Source organism: Natronomonas salinimetallica (assembly GCF_013839515.1).
Taxonomy (GTDB): domain Archaea; phylum Halobacteriota; class Halobacteria; order Halobacteriales; family Haloarculaceae; genus Natronomonas.
Genome location: NZ_JACDNQ010000016.1, coordinates 59,035 through 77,943 on the forward strand (window position 1 = coordinate 59,035; position 18,909 = coordinate 77,943).

General features: G+C 65.3%; 20 protein-coding genes and 2 pseudogenes. 16 read left to right on the plus strand and 6 right to left on the minus strand.

Features of this window, described 5'->3' with window-relative positions:
- Positions 1–66 precede the first annotated feature (66 nt).
- The 3 genes from hisC to HZR14_RS12250 are packed head-to-tail and all read left to right on the plus strand — an operon-like array spanning position 67 to position 2,263.
- Complete coding sequence (gene hisC, locus HZR14_RS12240) at positions 67–1,134, plus strand: histidinol-phosphate transaminase (RefSeq protein ID WP_181693153.1); 1,068 nt, start codon at positions 67–69, stop codon at positions 1,132–1,134.
- A complete protein-coding gene (locus HZR14_RS12245; RefSeq protein ID WP_181693154.1) occupies positions 1,131–1,637 on the plus strand; it encodes an adenylate kinase family protein in 507 nt (168 codons plus the stop codon). Before hisC ends, HZR14_RS12245 begins: the two co-directional genes overlap by 4 nt.
- Entirely contained in the window at positions 1,634–2,263 is a 630-nt protein-coding gene (locus tag HZR14_RS12250) for a CDP-alcohol phosphatidyltransferase family protein (RefSeq protein WP_181693155.1), read from the plus strand. Before HZR14_RS12245 ends, HZR14_RS12250 begins: the two co-directional genes overlap by 4 nt.
- On the opposite strand, the pseudogene HZR14_RS14745 reads toward HZR14_RS12250, so the two are convergent.
- Positions 2,236–2,502: pseudogene (locus HZR14_RS14745) on the minus strand (DUF8138 family protein); the annotation flags it as partial. The gene HZR14_RS12250 and the pseudogene HZR14_RS14745 sit on opposite strands and share 28 nt — an antisense overlap.
- Between HZR14_RS14745 and HZR14_RS12255 the strand changes: the two are divergent.
- The 11 genes and pseudogenes from HZR14_RS12255 to HZR14_RS12305 form a co-directional block, all read left to right on the plus strand.
- Positions 2,390–2,863 (plus strand): annotated as a pseudogene (locus HZR14_RS12255) (multiprotein bridging factor aMBF1); the annotation flags it as partial. The pseudogenes HZR14_RS14745 and HZR14_RS12255 overlap by 113 nt on opposite strands.
- A 121-nt stretch (positions 2,864–2,984) precedes the next feature.
- Complete coding sequence (locus tag HZR14_RS12260; RefSeq protein ID WP_181693157.1) at positions 2,985–3,845, plus strand: hypothetical protein; 861 nt, start codon at positions 2,985–2,987, stop codon at positions 3,843–3,845.
- Positions 3,842–4,069, plus strand: a complete 228-nt coding sequence (locus tag HZR14_RS12265) for a DUF7385 family protein (RefSeq protein WP_181693158.1) — start codon at positions 3,842–3,844, stop codon at positions 4,067–4,069. The genes HZR14_RS12260 and HZR14_RS12265 overlap by 4 nt, the downstream gene beginning before the upstream one ends.
- Before the next feature lie 331 nt (positions 4,070–4,400).
- Positions 4,401–6,311 carry a FlaD/FlaE family flagellar protein gene (locus HZR14_RS12270; protein ID WP_181693159.1) on the plus strand — a complete coding sequence of 637 codons (1,911 nt, stop codon included), beginning with the start codon at positions 4,401–4,403 and terminating at the stop codon, positions 6,309–6,311.
- A 9-nt stretch (positions 6,312–6,320) separates the two neighbouring features.
- Positions 6,321–7,079, plus strand: a complete 759-nt coding sequence (gene arlH, locus HZR14_RS12275) for an archaellum protein ArlH (RefSeq protein ID WP_181693160.1) — start codon at positions 6,321–6,323, stop codon at positions 7,077–7,079.
- 2 nt (positions 7,080–7,081) lie between these two features.
- Positions 7,082–8,755: an archaellum flagellar ATPase motor FlaI gene (gene flaI / locus HZR14_RS12280; protein WP_181693161.1), complete on the plus strand. Its 1,674-nt coding sequence runs from the start codon at positions 7,082–7,084 to the stop codon at positions 8,753–8,755.
- 3 nt (positions 8,756–8,758) lie between these two features.
- The gene (gene arlJ, locus HZR14_RS12285) at positions 8,759–10,489 is read left to right on the plus strand and encodes an archaellar assembly protein ArlJ/FlaJ (RefSeq protein ID WP_181693162.1); all 1,731 of its coding nucleotides are present in this window, start codon (positions 8,759–8,761) and stop codon (positions 10,487–10,489) included.
- Positions 10,486–11,367 carry a CheF family chemotaxis protein gene (locus tag HZR14_RS12290; protein ID WP_181693163.1) on the plus strand — a complete coding sequence of 294 codons (882 nt, stop codon included), beginning with the start codon at positions 10,486–10,488 and terminating at the stop codon, positions 11,365–11,367. Before arlJ ends, HZR14_RS12290 begins: the two co-directional genes overlap by 4 nt.
- A gap of 40 nt (positions 11,368–11,407) precedes the next feature.
- Positions 11,408–11,629, plus strand: coding sequence for a hypothetical protein (locus HZR14_RS12295; RefSeq protein WP_181693164.1), 222 nt, complete (start codon positions 11,408–11,410; stop codon positions 11,627–11,629).
- On the plus strand, positions 11,622–12,002 hold the full coding sequence (locus tag HZR14_RS12300; protein WP_181693165.1) for a peptide ABC transporter ATP-binding protein: 381 nt from the start codon (positions 11,622–11,624) through the stop codon (positions 12,000–12,002). Before HZR14_RS12295 ends, HZR14_RS12300 begins: the two co-directional genes overlap by 8 nt.
- A gap of 16 nt (positions 12,003–12,018) precedes the next feature.
- The gene (locus HZR14_RS12305) at positions 12,019–12,282 is read left to right on the plus strand and encodes a hypothetical protein (RefSeq protein ID WP_181693166.1); all 264 of its coding nucleotides are present in this window, start codon (positions 12,019–12,021) and stop codon (positions 12,280–12,282) included.
- Positions 12,283–12,327: 45 nt separating this feature from the next.
- Here HZR14_RS12305 and HZR14_RS12310 read toward each other — a convergent pair whose 3' ends face one another.
- Together HZR14_RS12310 and HZR14_RS12315 are read right to left on the minus strand one after the other, a co-directional pair.
- Positions 12,328–12,915, minus strand: coding sequence for a uracil-DNA glycosylase (locus HZR14_RS12310; protein ID WP_181693167.1), 588 nt, complete (start codon positions 12,913–12,915; stop codon positions 12,328–12,330).
- A gap of 52 nt (positions 12,916–12,967) precedes the next feature.
- On the minus strand, positions 12,968–13,489 hold the full coding sequence (locus HZR14_RS12315; protein WP_181693168.1) for a halocyanin domain-containing protein: 522 nt from the start codon (positions 13,487–13,489) through the stop codon (positions 12,968–12,970).
- A gap of 417 nt (positions 13,490–13,906) precedes the next feature.
- Between HZR14_RS12315 and HZR14_RS12320 the strand changes: the two genes are divergently transcribed.
- Positions 13,907–15,436: a cryptochrome/photolyase family protein gene (locus tag HZR14_RS12320; protein ID WP_181693169.1), complete on the plus strand. Its 1,530-nt coding sequence runs from the start codon at positions 13,907–13,909 to the stop codon at positions 15,434–15,436.
- 8 nt (positions 15,437–15,444) lie between these two features.
- Here the strand turns inward: HZR14_RS12320 and hmgB are convergent, their stop codons facing one another.
- The 3 genes from hmgB to HZR14_RS12340 form a co-directional block, all read right to left on the minus strand.
- Complete coding sequence (hmgB, locus tag HZR14_RS12325) at positions 15,445–16,782, minus strand: hydroxymethylglutaryl-CoA synthase (RefSeq protein ID WP_181693170.1); 1,338 nt, start codon at positions 16,780–16,782, stop codon at positions 15,445–15,447.
- A 234-nt stretch (positions 16,783–17,016) separates the two neighbouring features.
- Positions 17,017–17,598, minus strand: coding sequence for a DUF2150 family protein (locus HZR14_RS12335; protein WP_181693172.1), 582 nt, complete (start codon positions 17,596–17,598; stop codon positions 17,017–17,019).
- 52 nt (positions 17,599–17,650) lie between these two features.
- On the minus strand, positions 17,651–17,962 hold the full coding sequence (locus tag HZR14_RS12340; RefSeq protein WP_181693173.1) for an MTH1187 family thiamine-binding protein: 312 nt from the start codon (positions 17,960–17,962) through the stop codon (positions 17,651–17,653).
- A 181-nt stretch (positions 17,963–18,143) separates the two neighbouring features.
- Between HZR14_RS12340 and HZR14_RS12345 the strand changes: the two genes are divergently transcribed.
- Positions 18,144–18,866, plus strand: a complete 723-nt coding sequence (locus HZR14_RS12345) for a DUF7504 family protein (protein ID WP_181693174.1) — start codon at positions 18,144–18,146, stop codon at positions 18,864–18,866.
- Positions 18,867–18,909 lie beyond the last annotated feature (43 nt).

Consider the following 18,909-nt stretch of genomic DNA (forward strand, 5'->3'; position numbering starts at 1 on the left):
CGCGGGCCGCCGTCGTCCTCGGTCCGTTGCGCACTTCTTAAGACCGACGGACCGCTTGATCCAGGCATGCATCCACGGGACCTCTCGGATCACGTCGCCTACGAGGCTGGTCGGGGGATAGAGGAGGTGGCCCGCGAGTTGGGCCTCGATCCCGACGACCTCATAAAGCTCTCATCGAACGAGAACGCGTTCGGTCCCGCCCCGAAGGCGGTCGAGGCGATCCAGGAGTACGCACCGTCGGTCCACAGCTATCCGAAGTCCTCCGCGGCCGATCTCAGGGAGCGACTGGCCGAAATCAACGGCGTCGACCCCGGACAGATATGGCTCGCAAACGGCGGCGATGGGGCTCTCGACTATCTCGCTCGGGCGTTTTTGACCCCCGGAGACGACGTCCTCGTCCCTCGTCCGGGGTTCGCGTACTACGCCATGAGCGCCCGGTATCACCACGGATCGGTCACCGAGTACCCGATCCGGAAGTCCGCGGACTTCGAGCAGTCGGCCGAGACGGTGCTCGAACACTACGATGGCGAGCGAATCGTCTATCTCACGAGCCCCCACAACCCGACCGGCAGCGAGATCGCGCGCTCGGCCGTCGAGGCGATCGCCGAGGGGACCGGCGAGGAGACGCTCACGCTCGTCGACGAGGCGTACATCGAGTTCTCGGAATCGCCCTCCGCGGCCGGTCTCGTCGGGAAGCGAGAGGACGTGGCGGTCCTTCGGACGTTCTCGAAGGCGTACGGCCTCGCCGGGCTCCGGCTCGGGTACGCGGTCGTCCCCCCGGCGTGGGCCGACGCCTACGCCCGCGTCAACACCCCGTTTGCGGCCTCCGAGATCGCCTGCCGGGCCGGCCTCGCGGCCCTCGAGGACGACGCGCACGTCGAGGAGACGGTCGAGACCGCGGCGTGGGCCAGAGAGTACGTCTCCGGGACGATCGAGTGTCCCACGTGGGAGAGCGCGGGGAACTTCGTCCTCTGTGAGGTGGGCGACGGGAGCGAGATCGCCGACGCGGCCCAACGCGAGGGGATCATCGTCCGCGATACGACCTCGTTCGGTCTGCCGGAGTGTGTCCGAATCACCTGCGGGACGCGCCCGGAAACGAAGCGTGCAGTGGAGGTGCTCAACGGACTCCTATGAGGGTCGCAGTGACCGGAACGCCCGGCGTCGGCAAGACGACGGCGACGGAGCTCGTCGGAACGGATCTGGACGTGCTCCACTTGAACGACCTCGTTCGCGAGGAGGACCTCACCGAGGGGACCGACGAGGAGCGCGACAGCCTCGTGGTCGACCTCGAGGCGGTCTCGGAGCGGCTCGGGGGCCGTACGGACGTACTCGTCGAATCGCACGTCGCCCACCACCTCGATGTCGATCGCGTGATCGTGTTGCGCTGCCGTCCCGCCCTGCTCGAGACGCGGCTGTCCGATCGCGGCGAAACGGACGCGAAAGCGGCCGAGAACGCTGAAGCGGAGGCGCTCGACGTGATCCTCTCGGAGGCCGTCGATCGACACGGGATCGACTCTGTCTACGAGATCGATACCACGGAACGGACCGTCGAGGCGGTCGCGGCGGACATCGAGGCGGTGCTCGCCGGGGAACGCCGACCGTCCGCCGGGACGGTCGACTTTACGGGGTATCTGTGACGCTGGATCGACTCCGGCCGCTGGCCGAGCGCATGCTCGATCCCTTCGTGGGGGCGGCCGACCGGGTCGGCCTGACGCCCGACGGCGTGAGCGTCATCGCGTTCGGGTTCGCCGTCCTGGCTGGAGGCGTCTACGCCCTCGCCGGCACGGAACTGTTCGGCGTCGGGGGCAGGCCGATGCTGTACCTCGCGGGAGCGTTCTTCGTCCTCTCGAACGGCTGGATGGATCTCGTAGACGGGGCCTTGGCCCGCCGGCAGGGAACGAACTCGGTGTCGGGAGATCTGCTGGATCACGTCCTCGATCGCTACGCCGACATCGTCATCATCGCCGGCCTCGCCGCGGGTACGGAGTCGTACGGTCTCGGTATGTTCGCCGTCACGGGCGTGTTGATGACCTCCTATCTCGGTACGCAGGCACAGGCGGTGGGGCTCGATCGTGTCTACGGCGGGGTCGTCGGACGCGCCGATCGACTCGCGCTGATCGGGGTCGTCACGGCGGTCGCTGCCGCCGTTCCCGGACCGATCGCGGGGCTCTCGCTCGTCGAATGGCTATTGGGCTTTCTCGCCGTCGTCGGGCACCTGACCGCGATCCAGCGGTTTTACGGCTCGATGGGCGCACTCCGGTGAACGTCACGGGGACGAAGCGAGAGATGCCCCCTGAAACCCGGAAAACCCTTTTGTGCCGACGCAGTAACGTCCGGTATGGTCCAGTGTGAGATGTGCGGCACCGAGACGGGGTCGCCGAAGACAGTCAAGATCGAGGGGGCAGAACTCGACGTGTGCGACGAGTGCGCCGACTTCGGGACGGAGGTGCGGACCGAAGAGACCTCCTCGACGTCGACGAAGTACTCGACGTCGTCCTCGTCGGGCTCGGGTTCGTCGTCATCCTCACGCGGGTCCTCGGAGAACTCCGGTGGCGGTAGCCGTCGAGACATGTTCGACGAGATGGACGAGGTCGTCCAGGATTACGACGACCGGATCCGCACCGCCCGCGAGTCCGAGGGGATAACCCAGGAGGAACTCGCCGACCGGCTCAACGAGAAGGCGAGTCTCATCCGCAAACTGGAGCGCGGCGACGTGCTCCCGAGCGACAGTATCCAGCGAAAACTGGAGCGTAGCCTCGAAATCAACCTCTCGATGGGTGGCTCGGGGGACGACGCCGAGTGGTCCGGTGGCTCGTCGACGGGCGGGACGACGCTCGGCGACGTCGTCAAACGCAAGGACTGACGCGGCTTCGCGGTCGAGCCGCGCTCGAACCCCTGTTTTGCCGGTCGAGCCGCCCCCGAGCCGCTGTTTTTGTGGTCGAAACGACCCGAATCACTTTTTAATGGTAGGGGGAACACCCCGTATGGCGACGGGATCGGCAAACGACGACGGGCCGACGGGACGAGAGCGCCTTCCGTCGGTTCGGGCGGGCGGGCGGGCGCTGCTGTCGGCGCTCGTCTCGACGCCGGGGCGAAGCACGGCGACGCTCCTCGTCGTCGGCCCCTACGTGTGGGTCGGATACTACATCGTCGGGACCGCGAGCGGCCGACTCGGCGACGTCATCATCGGCGGCGACTGGCTGACCCTCGTGTTTACCACCTACGCGCTGTTGTCCGCGCTCGCGCTCGCCCACCGGATCCTCCGGGTGGGGCTGACGTCGTTGACCGTGGAGTACCTCCTCGACGTCGTCGCGTTGACCTGGCTGACGGCGTTTTATTTCGTTTGGATGCTCGCACGGGAGCCGGTCTCGACGTCGACGACGGTCTCGGAACTGTACGCACCGGTCCTTGCGGGTGATCAGGGGGCACTGCTTCAGGCCGGGACGGTGGCGGTCGTCGCGGTCGTCGCGGCGGGAATCGTTCTGTTCCCCCGCGAGGACCGTCGGCCGTTCAAAAACGAGTTCCGGACGGCGCTCGTCACCTTCCCGGTCGTCGTGACCGCGCTCGTGGTGGGGCTCCGGCCCGGCCCGGACTCGCTGGTGTGGTCGCTGGTCGGCGGGGTCTTCCTCGGGACGCTTCTCGGCGGCCTCGGCCGCATCCACGTGATCGCAAGCGCCATCGCGAGGGGGATATTCGCGGCGCTGTCGCTTTTCGTGTGGACGATCGGCGCGCTCGGCTGGGTTCTCGTCTACCGTCGGCCGCCGCCGAACGACCACGTCGTTCTCGAGCACGCCGGGTGGGCGCGGGGTGACGGGCGGAACAAAGAGGAGAGAGACCGCCGGTGACGGGGTTCGATCTCCACGGCGAACGCCACCGACTCAAACAGCTCACCGACGACGGCGACACGAAGCTCTTCGAAAACAGGGACGGCGTCGCGTGTCCGGCCTGCGGGGAGCCGTTCGGTCGGCTGTTCGTTATCGGGCGCGAGACGGTTTCGTTCCCGGAGAACGACGGGTCGCGGTTCTGTCTCGTCCACGGGGACGACACCGTTCACCTGTTTCGACACTGACCGGTGGACGGTCAGGGACGTTTATATCGGCCCTCCCGGTACCGTCTCCGGTCACCGACCCTATCCCCGCCGGGAAAACCGGCTGACTGCACCCGTATTTCGCTTCGACTCTCCCCGTAACACGCGCGGTGAAACGCCCCAAACCTAATTAGTGGATATGGACCTACCGGGAAGCAACGCGGTTTCGATGCCCGACGTCCGGCGGAGACGCTGCGGGATCGCTTCCCCGGAGACGCTGCGGAAGGGATCCGCCGGAGACACTGCGGGGAGACCGTCCCCGGAGCCGACGACCTGGAACCGACACCGACCCGACCGACACGAGACACTCACAATGATCGACAATCTGCTTGGCGGTGGCGACGACGATTCCGACGAGAGCGGCACGGACGACATGGACGGTGGGTTGTTCGACGGTGATGGGGGTGGCGGCGGCATGATGGACGACGGCGACGGGATGGACGACGGCGATATGATGGGCGGCGGTGCGATGGACGGCGGCGGCGATCTGATGGGCGACGGCGACGACGTGATGGGCGACGGTGAAATGGGATTCGACGGTATGGACGACGGCGGGGGGTCGACCTCCGCGGAGGTCGACAACCGCATCGACGAACTCGAAAACGAGGTCGCCTCGCTGTCGTCGACGGTCAACACGGTCAAAAGCGAAAACGAACAAATAAGCGAGTCCGTCGGCGACGTCGAGGAGAACGTCCGAAAGCTGCTCGAAGTCTACGAGATGGTGACCCGCGGCGTGAACCCGTTCGTGGACGAAAGCGAGATGGGGGACGCCTTCGGCGGTGGCGGCGGCGCGGGAGAGGGTGGCTCGATGGGGCTCTTCGGTGGCGACGACGAGGAGGAGACGGCGGACGTCGACGCGTCCGTGGCCGACGCGGATGCGGACGAGTTCTTCGACGATGACTTCGAGGATGGGGTCGATAACTTCGAGGACGGGGTCGATGACTTCGACGATGGGTTCGACGACTTCGAGGACGGGGGCGACGAGGACGCCGCGGAAGCGTTCGATGATCCCGAAGACGATCACGACAGCGGCGGTGGGTTCGACGACTTCGAGGACGACCTCGAGGGCGGGACGGATCCGGTCGACGACTTCGAGGACGGGCTTGACGACGCCGGGGACGAGGACCTCGGCGACGGCGGTGGCGGCGGGAAATCCTTCGAGGAGCTCAAAGCCGAGTACGACGCCGGCGAGGCGGATTGGGACGACGCCGGGGGCGATCCGGATGGGAACGGGGCGGCCGGATCGGGCGGCGACGACGAGGCCCAGATCGGCGACGACGAGGCCCAGATCGGCGACGACGAGGCCCAGATCGGCGATGACGAGGCCCAGATCGGCGACGACGACGGCACCGGTGAGGTGGGGACGGTCGACGACGCGGAGACAGTCGTTGGGACGGACGGACCCACCGAGGGCGGCGTTCCCGGGGCCGCCGGCGGGGACGACGAGCGGTTCGGAGGCCGGACCGCCGATGGGGATGACGAACGGCCCGGAGGCCGGACCGCCGACGGATCCACGGCCGACGGCGACAAGCCGTACCTCGGGCGGCTGCCGTCGGGGTACGTCGCCGACGTCGTCGTCATGGACTGGCTCGAGTTCCTCGTCGAGGAGGCCGGCGTCGACGGGGCGGGACGGACGATCGCCTATTACGAGGCGATCGAGTGGATCGGCGAGACGGCCGCGGAGACGCTATTGACCTTCCTGAACGGCTTCGGCGAGGGCGTCGAGTCCGATCCCGAGCCCCGGTCCTCACTGACCGTCGAACACCACAACCGAAGCCTCCGGTTCGTCAACCGGATCGCCAACTCCGACGCCGAGATGGTGGCCTTCGACGGGCGGGCGGGACGTCAGCCGGCGGGCCGACCCACGGGCCTACGGGCGGTAGACGGTACCGAACCGACGCCGGACGGAACGGCGCGGGGACCGGACGGAACGGCGCGGGGACCGGGCGGAACGGCGCGGGGACCGGACGGAACGGCGCGGGGACCGGACGGAACGGCGCGGGGACCGGACGGAACGGCGCGGGGACCGGACGGAACGACGCGAGCGTCCGACCGTCCGTTCGTCCGTTCGAGGCGGCCCGACGTGGGAAGCGTCGAGCCGGACGGGGGCTATGACCCCGCCGGAGACCGGGCTCCGACGGACGAACGCCCCTCCTCGACGGATGAAGGTTCGGGGACCGACGGGGCGGCCGAGGAGTTCGACTGGGGCGACGACGCGGCATAACGTCTTATCATGCAAAACACACGACACATACGCTCGCTGGGGCTCGAGGACCACGACCGACTGAACAAGGAACTCGGCGGCGGGATCCCCCGGGGAAGCATCGTGTTGATGGAGGGGGACTACGGTGCCGGCAAGAGCGCCATCTCCCAGCGGATCGCCTACGGGTTCTGCGAGGAGGAGACGACCGTCAGCTTCCTCTCGACGGAACTGACGATCAGCGGCTTCCTGGATCAGATGAACTCGCTTTCTTACGACGTCGTCGACCACCTGCTCGACGAGCGGCTGTTGTTCTTACACGCCGACCTCGATACGGGCGGCGTCCTCTCCGGCAAAAGCGACGAGGACAGCCGGATGGACCTGCTCACCCGCCTGATGGACGCCGAGACGATGTGGACGGCGGACGTCGTCGTCGTCGACACGTTCGACGCCATCCTCCGGAACGATCCGACGTTCGAGGCGTTGATCCGGAAGAACGAGGAGCGGCAGGCCGCCCTCGAGATCATCTCGTTTTTCCGGGACATGATCTCCGAGGGCAAGATCATCGTCCTGACGGTCGACCCCTCGACGGTCGACGGCGACGCGATCGGCCCGTTCCGAGCCATCGCCGACGTCTTCATCGAACTCGAGATGATCGAGGTCGGCAACGACGTACGGCGACAGGTCTCGGTCAAACGCTTTGCGGGTATGGGCGAACAGGTCGGGGACACGATCGGCTACTCCGTCCGATCGGGAACCGGGATCGTCATCGAGAGCCGAAGCGTCGCCTGACAATGACGGAGCTGGGAACCGCAAAGCCGTCCGACGAACTCAGACAGGCCGCCGCGAACCGTCCCCATCTCCAAGAGCACCTCCGGAAGTTCAAACAGATCACCGGCGAGTTCCCCCTGCTCATCGACGAGGCCGACGGGGAGTACGAGACGAACCGCCCGAACGTCATCTACCCCGTCGGCGGACCGATCTACTGTCACATCTACGGCGACGTCGGTCGGGACACGAAGTACTACGCGATCGAGCCGACGCTGTCGGGCGAGGAGGCGGACGTCTTCGACGGGATCAAAGACGAACTGCTCCGACGCAGCGTCACGAAGGCGGCACCCGAAAGCGAGTCGGAGTACGGCGACCGGATCGAGGAACTCCTCTCGGAGGCGACGCGGATCGAGGGCGACGAGCCCGACGACCTCCTCGAGCGGATCCGGTTCCGGATCGATCCGAACACGAACGAGGTCTCCCGCGGCACCTTCGAGAACATCCGCTACCGGCTAAACCGCGATATCGTCGGGCTCGGGCCGCTCGAACCGGTGATGCGTGATCCGGCCAACGAGGACATCCACGTGATCGGCCCGAGTGAGTGTTACGTCGACCACGGCGTCTACGGGATGTTGAAGACGACGGTCGACTTCGGCACGGACGCGGAGTTCGACAACTGGCTCCGGAACATCGGCGAACGGATCGGCGATCCACTGAGCGACTCGGACCCGATCGTCGACTCGACGCTCCCCGACGGGTCCCGGCTGAACGTCATCTACAGCGACGACGTGAGCCTGAAAGGCCCGAGTCTCACCATCCGACAGGGGGACGACGTACCGCTGTCGATCAACCAGATTACGAAGTGGGGGACGCTCTCGCCCGAACTCGCGGCGTACTTGTGGCTCTGTCTGGAGAACGAACAGACCGTCTTCGTCGTCGGCGAGACGGCCTCGGGGAAGACGACGACGCTGAACAGCATCATGTCGTTCATTCCCCGTGATTCGAAGATTTACTCCGCGGAGGACACCGCCGAGGTGATGCCCCCTCACGATACCTGGCAGCAGTTGCTCACCCGCGAGGGCGGCGGCGAGGACTCCGAGGACGTCGACATGTTCAACCTCGTCGAGGCGGCGCTTCGCTCGCGCCCCGAGTACATCATCGTCGGCGAGGTCCGCGGCGAGGAGGGCCGGATGGCGTTTCAGGCGGCGCAGACCGGCCACCCGGTCATGTTGACGTTTCACGCATCCGACATCGTCTCGATGATCCAGCGGTTCACCGGCGAACCGATCAACGTCCCCGAGACGTTCATGGACAACGCCGACGTCGCGCTGTTCCAAAACCGCGTCAAACAGGGCGACGACGTGCTCCGGCGGGTGACGAGCGTCCAGGAGATCGAGGGGTACTCAAAGGAGATGGAGGGCGTCGTCACCCGACAGGTGTTCTACTGGGACCCCGTCGAGGACGAGATCGTCTTCCAGGGGATGAACAACTCCTACGTCCTGGAGGATCAGATTGCCGAGCTGCTCGGCTACCCGGACACCCGAAAGATCTACGACGATCTCCAGTACCGAGCGGACATCATCGAACGGATGATCCAAGAGGACATCCTCGGCTACCACGAGGTCAACGATGCGATCGCGAACTTCCAGCGCGACGGCATCGAGGGCCTGCCGTTCACCGTCACACGGAGTGGTTGAGCGATGGGGACCGCCGAACGAACCGCCCAGGCCACACAACTCGTCGGCTCGGTTCTCGACGCCTACGACCGGATGGAGATGGATTCGAAGCGGTACGTCCTCGTGGTCCTCCTCCCGGCGACGATCCTGTTTTTCGGCACGGTCGTTCTCGCGGCCGTCTGGCCGACGCTGTTTCTCGTTCGGCTGTTGTTGCCGGTACTCGGGTTGGTGTTCCTCGTGACCGGCGTTGCCTACCCGAAACTCGCGGTCGACCGTCGCCGCATCGGGATGGAAAACCGGTTTCATCTGATGGTCACGCACATGACTGTCCTCTCGACGACGAACATCGACCGGATGGAGGTGTTCCGCAAACTCGCAATGGAGGAGGAGTACGGCGAACTCACGGTCGAGAACAGACGCGTCGTCCAGCTCGTCGATACGTGGAATCAGAGCCTCGACGACGCCCTGCGACGGCGCGCAAAGCAGGTCCCGAGTGACTCCGTGACGGATCTGTTCGATCGGCTCGCCTACACGCTCGGTGCCGGCCAGGAGATGTCCGATTTCCTCTTCGAAGAGCAGGGCGTCATGATCGAAAACTACAGTACGATCTACGAACAGTCCCTCGAGAACCTCGACGTGATGAAAGACCTCTACCTGTCGATGGTGCTGTCGATGACGTTCGCGTTGGTTTTTGCCGTCGTCCTCCCGATTTTGACGGGGACGGACCCGACGTGGACGGTCGCGGCCGTCATCGCGATGTTCGTCTTCGTACAGATCGGCTTCTTTCTCGTCATCCGGGCGATCGTTCCCTACGACCCGCTGTGGTACACGGAGGAGGGATATCGGACGCGCTCGAAACAGCGCCTGATCGGGAGTTCGGCGCTCGCCGTGGCGCTCTTTTTGCTTATCGTCCTCTCGATGCTGGCGAGTACGTTCGCCGTCGAGCCGTTTCGGACGCTCGTTCCGATGGGATCGATCCCGCAGCCGCTGTATCTGGCGATCCCGACGCTGCCGTTTTTGATTCCCGCGGCGGTCTTCCGGCGGCAGGAAACGGCGATCATCGAACGCGACGAGGAGTTCCCGAGTTTCATACGGGCGCTCGGGTCGAGCGAGAGCGCGAAGCAATCGACTACGTCGATGGTGCTTCGGACGCTCCGAAAGAAGGACTTCGGCGCGCTGACGGCGAACCTCGACGATCTCTACCGTCGGCTGAACATGCGCATCGACACCGAGCGTGCCTGGCGGTACTTCGCGGAGGACACCAACTCCTACGTGATCCAGAAGTTCAGCGAAATGTACCTCATCGGCCGGGAGATGGGCGGGGACCCGAAGCAACTCGGGGAGTTGATAAGCGGGAACATGAACCGACTCGCCCAGCTTAGAGAGCGGCGCAGGCAGGTCACCGTGACGCTCATCGGGCTGTTGTACGGTATCAGCGCCGCCTCGGCGTTCGCCTTCTTTACCGGTCTCGAGATCGCGGTCATCATGGCCGGCTTCGATATCAACGTCGGCAGCGGAGCGGTCGATTTCGGGCAACTCCTCCATACCGAACAGTACAACGTCCCGCTGCTTCGGTACCTGTTGTTTCTCGTGTTGTTGTTCAACGCGGTCGTCTCCTCGCTGACGATCCGGACCGCCGATGGCGGCCACTACGGCAACGCCTTCCTCCATTTCGTCGCCCTGATTTGGATCGGGTGTTTGACCGCTGTCGCGACCGAATCGCTGATTAGCGTCCTCCTCGACGTAGAGCTATGAGCGGGGAGGAAACCGCTGTCGCCGATTTCGTCGGCCGCTTCGCCCGAAATCCCAAGGCGGGCATCGGCGAGGAGCCGGAAACGGCCCGGGTCGTCATGAGCCGAAAGCGGCTCGTCGTCGCCGCGGAGGATCACATCACGATCCCGCTTTCGACGGTCGTCGACGTCGTCGTCGGGAACGTCCCCGCGGACCTCCGGGACCTGTTCGATTCGACCGTCACGGTCGGCTACAGAACCGACGACGATACCGTCGAGACCGTTCTCATCGAAGGGGGTGACGACACGATGTCGAAGTTCCGGACGGTGTTGTTTAAGTGTCTGCTCAACGGGACAAAAGCACGGCTCAAACACCCGGCCCGGATCGGCGGTCGGGTAACGGATCGCCCGGTCCGGACCGCGAAGCTCTCGATTTCGACCGAACGCGTAGCGTTCACCACGAAGGCCGGGACAGTCGGTATCGACGTGACGGACGTCGTGGACTTCGAGCGCACCGAGCGCGCCCCCGACGGAACGAGCAGGCCGACGCTCTTGGTCCGACACACCGACGACGGCCAGGTCACGATGTCGTCGCTCGCGCCGAGTTCGCCCCGACTGTTGAACCTCCTCGGGCGGTTCCTCCGGATCGAGTACGGACGGCTGCTCTCGGCGGTCGCCGAGATCGACCTCAACGAGCCCGAAAAACAACTGCTCGTCGCCGTCTACGCCACCGACGGCGACGTCGACTTCGCGAACGTCCTCGACGGGGACGCTGCCCGCGCGAGCAACGTCATGAACGCGCTCCGCGAGAAGGGATTGATCGAGGAGGGACCCTCGGGCATTTCGCTTACGACCCACGGCCAGGTCGTCGTGAACCAGCGGATCGACGAAGTGAACGTGTGATCGGACAAACAACTATCAAGGTCGACGCCATATACCGGGTATGGCAGACTCCGAGACAGCCGAAGGACAGATCGACGAGACGACCACGTGGCCGGATCTCGCTATCAGCCTCTATGACCGACTCACCGGACGGGGCGCGGAGATCATCTACGACTTCGACGACATGGAGGTCGAGGTTCCGAGCGGGACCGGCGAAGACGCAGAACACGCCCGGTGGCGTCTCGACGGCGAACTCCGGATCACGACCGAAGAGCGTGAGTGAGGCCGCCGCCCCGCTGCGTATCGACACCGATCTGACGGTTTCGGTCGACGGTGCGACGGCGGACGTACGGTCGACCGGCGATCGGCTTTTCGTCGAGTTCGATTCGCTGTCCGACGCCCGCCTGATGGCCGACGCTCGGCCGACCGATCTCGTCGATCGGCTTCCGACGGCGCTCGGGGCGGCCGAACTCACCGTCGAAGCCAGGGTCCGGGGGCGAACCGTGGCCGTCTCCGGCTCCGAGGCGGCCCCGGGCGTGGTCTCGGAACTTCTCGGTATCGCTCCCGACGAGATCCGCCTCGGGGGAATCGCCGGAGCGGTCGGCGGGGCGATCGAACCGTACGCACACGCCGCCTACGAATACCTCACCGACTGACGGCACACAGACGCAGATGCAACAACAACGATCCGAACCCAACCGACGGAACTGGAACGACGCGATAGCCGACGTGTTGAACGAGGAGATCGACCGCGAGGACGCGATCGCGCTGACCGCCGACGAGCTCGAAGTCGACGTACCCCTCGCGTTCGGGCCGGAGGCACAGCGGGCGACGTGGCGCTTCAACGGCGAGCTCACGGTTCGTATCGAGGGCGAGGGCAATCCGTTGGCGGACTGGCTCCAGTTTTGGGCGCGCCGGTCCGACCCCGAACGATAAAAACGGTCGTATACCGACCCGTGCCGTCCGTTAGGACGATCCGTCTCAGCCGATCCGCGTCGCGACGCCTTTCGTCTGCCGGTAGTCGCTGTCCAACAGCGCCTCGAGGCGCTCGACGAGCGCCGACTCGTCGCCCGGTTCCCAGTCGGCCGGCTCCCGAACGGGGACGACGAGAAACCCCCGTCCCCGGACCTCGGAGGCGTGCAGGCGTGCCGAGTCGGCCGGAAGCGAGCGCGCCTGCGTCGTAAACTCTCTCAGTACGTACCACAACGCGTCGTCACCCACCGGAAGCAGGATGTGTGCGTTCAACGCCCGAATTTCGGCGTCGACGTACCGTTCCAGGTCGACCGGGTCGCCGGGCGAAATCCGGAGATACGAGAGATAACAGTTCTCCAGATCCGGCTCGTCACTGTACGGTTCGGCCGCGAAGCCGACCGTGCACAAAACGGACTGGATCCGTTCGCCGGCGACCGAATCGGTGAACGGGACGCCCGTTTCGGCCCCGCCGTGGGCTTCGGCGTCCGCGCCGATCACCTGAAAGTCCGCGTTGGCGTCGCCGTAGCCGTACACCGCCGGTTCCTCGGGGGCTTGCATGCCGAACGGGTTCGAGACGCGATCCGTGATTCGCTCCACAGCGGGGGCTAGGGGGTAGTGAATAAAAATACGAGGATACCGGATCGGCTCGTTACTCGTCAACGACGGCGACAGCGCCGTACATACCCTGAGCGCGGTGGGGGACGCAGACGTACAGGAGGGCACCGGCTTCGTCGATGGTCTGTTCCATCGTGTAGCCTTCCTCGTCGGTCAGCTCGCTTTCGACCTCGTAGTCGCTGCCGTCCTCGGAGACGACGTTGTGGGCGCCGCCGTTGCCGGTCCACTCCCAGACGACGTTCGTCCCGGTACTGACTGTGATGCCCGACGGGTCGAACGAGAAGCCGTTGTCGCCGGCACCGACGGAGATGGTTACCTCGTCCTCGCCGGTCATGTCCTCGAGGGAGCCCTCATAGAGGTTCGCGTCGTTGTCGCCCAAGAAGCTACTGGCGCGGGCCTCGGGGCCCTCCGCCGCGCCGTTACCGTTGCCCTCGCCGTTACCGTTGCCGTTGCCGTTGCCGTTTCCGCCACCGTTTCCGGAACATCCCGCGAGCGCGCCAGTCGCAGCGGCAGCGGCCGTCCCAAGTACGAATCGACGTCTGCTGAAATCCTTCATATACAGCCTCTCTCTACGGGTTACGGATATATAAATACCCGTTGAGTCATGTCAACGACTCACGCCGAATCCCTCAGCACGGTCGGCGCGCACGACGCACGTACACGAGTACCGTGGTACGGCCGTCGAGCCACGGTGGTCCGTCCGTCGAATCGTCTGGTACACCGATCGAACCGCTCGTTTCGCCGATCGGTTCGTCTGGTACACCGATCGAACCGCTCGTTTCGCCGATCGGTTCGTCTGGTACACCGATCGAACCGCTCGTTTCGCCGACCGAATCAGGTCACATATCAAAGACGTGCCGTCGTACGCTCCGCGGAGCGCTACTGTGATCCTCCCCGGTCCGACGTATGGGTTTTTGAGGGAGGCCGACCCACGTGCGACCACCGGGCCATCACCACGCTCGTCCCCACTACCATGACGGTACTCGTTTCCGGCGACTGTCTCGTCCGGTTCGGGCCGCTTGCCGACCCCGATTCCGACCCGCGGGTTCTCATGATCGAGGCCCGAGAGTTCGCTCGGCGAAAGCCGTATCATCCGCACAAACTGACGCTCGTCTTCAGCGCGATGCGACACTTCCGGGATGCGTTGCGTGCCGACGGCTACACCGTCGAGTACCGCAACGTCGGGACGTTCGCCGAGGGGTTCGACGCGCATTTCCGGACGTACCCGGGGGATCGCGTCGTCACAACTCGACGGTCGGCCCGCGGCGCGACCGAGCGGCTTCGGGAGCTCGTCGAGACGCGGGGCGGTGCCGTCGAGTTTCGGGGGGATCCCCGGTTTCTCTGCTCGCCGTCGGACTTCGACGAGTGGGCCGACGGCGACCCGCCGTACCGCCACGAGGATTTCTACCGGCACATGCGCCGCGAGACCGGATATCTCATAACCGACGGGGACCCGGTCGGCGGCGAGTGGAACTTCGACGAGGAGAACCGCGGGTTCCCCGGTGAGGACTACGACCCGCCGGAACCGCCGCGGTTCGTCCCCGACGAAACGACCGCGGCAGTCGCCGAGTGGGTCACGGAGGAGTACGGCGACGACGGCGACGACGGCCCGCCCTACGGAACCGGCTGGGCCGATCCCGATCCGTTCTTCTGGCCCGTGACACGTGAGGAGGCGCTGTCGGCGCTGTCGTCGTTTACCGGCGAGCGTCTCCGGGCGTTCGGGCCCTATCAGGACGCAATGCTCGAGGACGAGTGGGCGATGAACCACGCGCTGTTGTCGTCGAGTCTCAACCTCGGCCTGCTCCGGCCCGCCGAGGTGATCGAGTCGGCGATCGACACCTACGAGGCCGGCGACGCGCCCATCGAGAGCGTCGAGGGATTCGTCCGGCAGGTCCTCGGCTGGCGGGAGTTCGTCCGCCACGCATACCGTCGCGAACCGGGAATGGCCGACGCGAACGCCCTCGACGCGACCGAACCCCTCCCGGAGTTCTTCTGGACGGGCGAGACCGACATGGCGTGTCTCGAGGACGCTATCGAGGGTGTCAGGGCGCGCGGGTACTCCCACCACATTCAGCGGCTCATGATACTTTCGAACTTCGCGACGACGTACGGCGTCGAGCCGCGGCGGCTCAACGAATGGTTCCACGCCGGCTACGTCGACGCCTACCACTGGGTGACGACGCCGAACGTCGTTGGGATGGGGACGTTCGGCACCGACTCGCTCTCGACGAAGCCCTACGCCGCCTCGGCGAACTACATCGACCGCATGAGCGACCACTGCTCGGGATGTCCCTACTACAAGACGAAAACGACCGGCGAGGGGGCCTGCCCGTTCAACGCGCTGTACTGGGACTTCCTCGGCCGCAACGAGGAGCGCCTCCGGTCGAACCACCGGATGGGACTCGTCTACTCCCACTGGGACGACAAGGACGACGACGAACGCGAGACGATCCACGAGCGCGCCGGGACGGTCCGGCGGTTGGCTGCGGCCGGCGAATTATAACAGCGTCGCTACTCGACGTACCGGTACTTCCGCTCGCCCATCCGACCCCACCCGTCGAAGGCGAACTCCGACTCCGGTACGGTGAGCTCCTCGACGGCCGACTCCTCATCGAAGTTGTGGGCGTCGTGGACGTCCTCGTACTCGTCGAAGCTGAGATCGTAGCGCGCCTCGAGTTGCTCGTCGATGTCGAGCGCATCGATCTCCTCGCGCCATCCGTCTTTGATCGTCTCGACGTGGATCTCCGCCTGTGCACCGGAGCCATACGAGCCGACCAACAGCCGGTCGCCGACGGCGTCCTCGCCGGCTTCGGCGAGCGCTTTGATGCCCGCGATGCGGGCGACGTGGACCGATCCGGTGTACCAGTTGCCGACGTGTCTGGAGATATCGAGGGTGGGATCGATCGTCCGGTCGTACCACGACTGGTATCGCTCGGTCTCTTTGAGCGCGTCGGTGTACTCCGAGAGCGCCTCCATGTACGCCTCGTCGTCCTCGAAGCCCTCGGGTCGTGGCTGACGGCCGATCTCGGTGGCGAGTTCGTCCTCGATCTCGGTATCGCGCGTGATGTGTCGGTACGCGAGGACAGCTGCCTTCCGGACCATTCCGGGGAAGGGGGTATGGAACGGCCCGAGCCGGAAGTCATCGGGGTGGATGTCGCCGCCGACGCGTTCGTAATCGATGAGCGCCTCGCGCATTCGGGCCAGATAGACTTTCACCGAGCGCTTGCCGTCGACGCTCGGGAACTGCTGTTGGGGCTTCAGGAAGTCCGTCTCGTCCGCGGAGCCGTATCCTTGATCCGTCGACAGCTCGACGAGGTCCGGGTCCTCGTCGATCAACATCGCGACCGCCCCCGCGCCCTGGGTCGCCTCACCGGGGTCGTCGCGGGCGTACAGCGCCGTGTCGGTCGCGATGACGAGCGCCGCACGCCCGCGATTTCGCCCCGCCTTGATCCAGTTGTACGCGTCGTCGACGCTTTGGGTTCCCGACACGCAGGCGAACTTCCGCTCGCCCTTGTTGGCGTGGTGGAGGTCGCCCTCGAAGACCGACTCGAGACAGCCACCGATGTACGTCGAGACGGGCTTGGAGTGGTCGAACGCCGACTCCGTGGCGACGTCGATCCGACCGATGTCGTCCAAGTCGAGGCCTTTTCGCTCCATCAGCCGGTGGGCGGCGTTCGCGCCCATCGTGACGATGTCCTCGTAGGTGTCCGGGAAGGAACTGGCATACAGCCCCAGCCCTTTCGTGTACTTTTCGGGCGCATCGCCCATCTCGTCGGCGAACGTCTCCGCGAGATCGAGTTTGAGTTTTCCCGTGCGGATCTCGACGGCGTCGATGCCTACACCTGTCATGCCCGAGTGGTCGGTGGCGTAATATAAATGATTGTCGGTGGCAAGTTCGTTGATTGTCGAAATAACTGGAGTGTACGTCCAGCAGAACATTTTCGACGCTGAAGAAGGGCGTGAAGCGGTGGATGCAATGCTCGAATCGGGGTGGTACTGTGCGCCCGATGTGTACGCAAAAGTGGTTCGGAAACTGGGTTCACTCGGAACGCTGTCGTAAGCGAATACCCGCGGGCGTTTCGGTTACTCGTCTTCTTCGACGACTTCGGGGTCCGCGAGCGCCCGCCCCAGCGATTCGAGGCCGTTGACCCAGTCGGCGACGAGGCCGTACTCGATCTCCTCGGCGATGTCCATGCCGAGTTTCTCGCCGTCGACGATGAGCGTCCCCGCCTGGACACAGTGGGCGAGCGCGGTATCGAGGTCCTCCTCTTCGGTTTCGGCCGCGGTGGCAGCACGGAGGTGTTCCTCGACGGTTCCCTCGGCGGCGGGGCCGCCGACGATGTACTCCTCGGCGGTGTAGAACGCACAGACGAGCGACGTCTGGATCCCGTCGACGAGCGTCAGCTTCTCCTCGTCGTCGATCTCGACTTCCGAGAGGACGATCTTCCGGATCCGGCCGAGTTCCTCGGTGGCGGTGTCGCCGTCGATCTCGCCGTCCTCGTAGTCGGCGATGACCTTCGCGATAGCGATCGTGGCGTCGTCCAACAGATTAAAGAACAGCCGTGCGGAGTCGTCGCTTTCGGGATCGATGTCCTCCTCACGGAGCCTGTCCAACCAGTTGTTCCACCGCTCGTCGGTGTAGTACTCGTCCGGGGGGTTGCTCATGCCCGAAGATACGGGGGGTCGGGGATATGCCTTTTCTTTGTCCTCGGTCGCGCTATCGTTGCTTTGTTGCGTCTCGACCCAGTTCGCGTTCGACGGCGTCGACTTTTTCGCGGGCGCGCTGTTCTCGGTCCCGCTTGTCGTCGATTTTCAAGACCGTACTCACGCGGTCGGCGTCGACGGCCTCGTGTGCCGCCTCGGCCGCCGCGAACAGCGTCGCGACGTCGTCGGCCTCGATCACCGTCCCCATGGGGTTCGTTTCGTAGGAGACGTCGAACTCGTCGAGCGCCTCGACGGCGGCCGCGACGTCGCTCGCCATGCTATCCTCGATCACCGGTGCCACGCTCAGGAGTGCAACGACGGTCATGACTCCCGTATCGTCCCGGAGCGAAATAGTCGTCCCGGGCCGTTTCGGAGCGGGAGAATCGCCCCTGAGCCGTTTCGGACCGTCCGAACGTGACGATGCCGTCGAGTTCCCACGATCACCGAAACCGGGTTCGCTCTCGATATATCAGCAACTTTTTTATACCCGGTTCACAAGCGGTGGTATGCACCTCGAACCGCATTCGGGACCGGTCGGGGAAGACGCCTCTCGGAGCGTCCCGATACCCGCTAACGCCCTGGTCTTGTTGCCGCATCTCCACGATGACGACGTGAACACCTGCCTCGATCTGCTGACGGTCGCACCCCCGAGCGACGAGAACGTGTTACTCGTCTCGTTCGAGGAGACGGCGGCGGACAAGTCCCGCCGCTGGACGGACGGCATCGGGACGCGGCCGTCCGAATTCGCCGTCATCGACGTCGGCCACGGCTCGTCCGGCGAGCATCGTCCCGGCCCAGCGCCCGGCGGTGCCGCTGCCGCGACGCCCGCCGACGTCCGGGAATCGGATGTCTCGCCGACCACCTACCGGATCTCCGACCCTCGGGACCTCACCTCGCTGGCGGCGGCGATCAGCCGACAGCTCTCCCGGTGGGCGGACAGCGCCCCCCGGACCGTCGTCTGTATTCAGTCGCTGACGGCGCTTTCCGAACACGTGGGACTCCGGCGGCTGTTTCGGTTCGTACACGTTCTGGGCCGCCGTCTGACCGCGGCCGACGCGGTGTCGCATTTCCATTTGGACCCCCGTGCCGTCGAGGAACGGACGCTCTATACGCTGTTGCCGCTCTTCGATACCGTCGTCGAACGCGACGACGGCGGTACGGTGCGCTCGTGCTACCTAAGACAGCGAGAGAGTCCCGGCGTTTACGCCGGGCGTGAATCGCGTCGATAGGCTGTTGAAACAGACGATTTAAGTGAAATTGGACCGGACAATC

Excerpts from the sequence above, each read along its gene's own strand:
- HZR14_RS12260 (WP_181693157.1), top strand. The coding sequence starts at position 2,985 with ATGGCGACGGGATCGGCAAACGACGACGGGCCGACGGGACGAGAGCGC.
- arlH (WP_181693160.1), top strand. The coding sequence starts at position 6,321 with ATGCAAAACACACGACACATACGCTCGCTGGGGCTCGAGGACCACGAC.
- HZR14_RS12295 (WP_181693164.1), top strand. The coding sequence starts at position 11,408 with ATGGCAGACTCCGAGACAGCCGAAGGACAGATCGACGAGACGACCACG.
- HZR14_RS12270 (WP_181693159.1), top strand. The coding sequence starts at position 4,401 with ATGATCGACAATCTGCTTGGCGGTGGCGACGACGATTCCGACGAGAGC.
- hmgB (WP_181693170.1), bottom strand. The coding sequence starts at position 16,782 with ATGACAGGTGTAGGCATCGACGCCGTCGAGATCCGCACGGGAAAACTC.
- HZR14_RS12320 (WP_181693169.1), top strand. The coding sequence starts at position 13,907 with ATGACGGTACTCGTTTCCGGCGACTGTCTCGTCCGGTTCGGGCCGCTT.
- arlJ (WP_181693162.1), top strand. The coding sequence starts at position 8,759 with ATGGGGACCGCCGAACGAACCGCCCAGGCCACACAACTCGTCGGCTCG.
- HZR14_RS12345 (WP_181693174.1), top strand. The coding sequence starts at position 18,144 with ATGCACCTCGAACCGCATTCGGGACCGGTCGGGGAAGACGCCTCTCGG.
- HZR14_RS12335 (WP_181693172.1), bottom strand. The coding sequence starts at position 17,598 with ATGAGCAACCCCCCGGACGAGTACTACACCGACGAGCGGTGGAACAAC.
- HZR14_RS12290 (WP_181693163.1), top strand. The coding sequence starts at position 10,486 with ATGAGCGGGGAGGAAACCGCTGTCGCCGATTTCGTCGGCCGCTTCGCC.
- hisC (WP_181693153.1), top strand. The coding sequence starts at position 67 with ATGCATCCACGGGACCTCTCGGATCACGTCGCCTACGAGGCTGGTCGG.
- HZR14_RS12245 (WP_181693154.1), top strand. The coding sequence starts at position 1,131 with ATGAGGGTCGCAGTGACCGGAACGCCCGGCGTCGGCAAGACGACGGCG.
- flaI (WP_181693161.1), top strand. The coding sequence starts at position 7,082 with ATGACGGAGCTGGGAACCGCAAAGCCGTCCGACGAACTCAGACAGGCC.
- HZR14_RS12340 (WP_181693173.1), bottom strand. The coding sequence starts at position 17,962 with ATGACCGTCGTTGCACTCCTGAGCGTGGCACCGGTGATCGAGGATAGC.
- HZR14_RS12315 (WP_181693168.1), bottom strand. The coding sequence starts at position 13,489 with ATGAAGGATTTCAGCAGACGTCGATTCGTACTTGGGACGGCCGCTGCC.
- HZR14_RS12305 (WP_181693166.1), top strand. The coding sequence starts at position 12,019 with ATGCAACAACAACGATCCGAACCCAACCGACGGAACTGGAACGACGCG.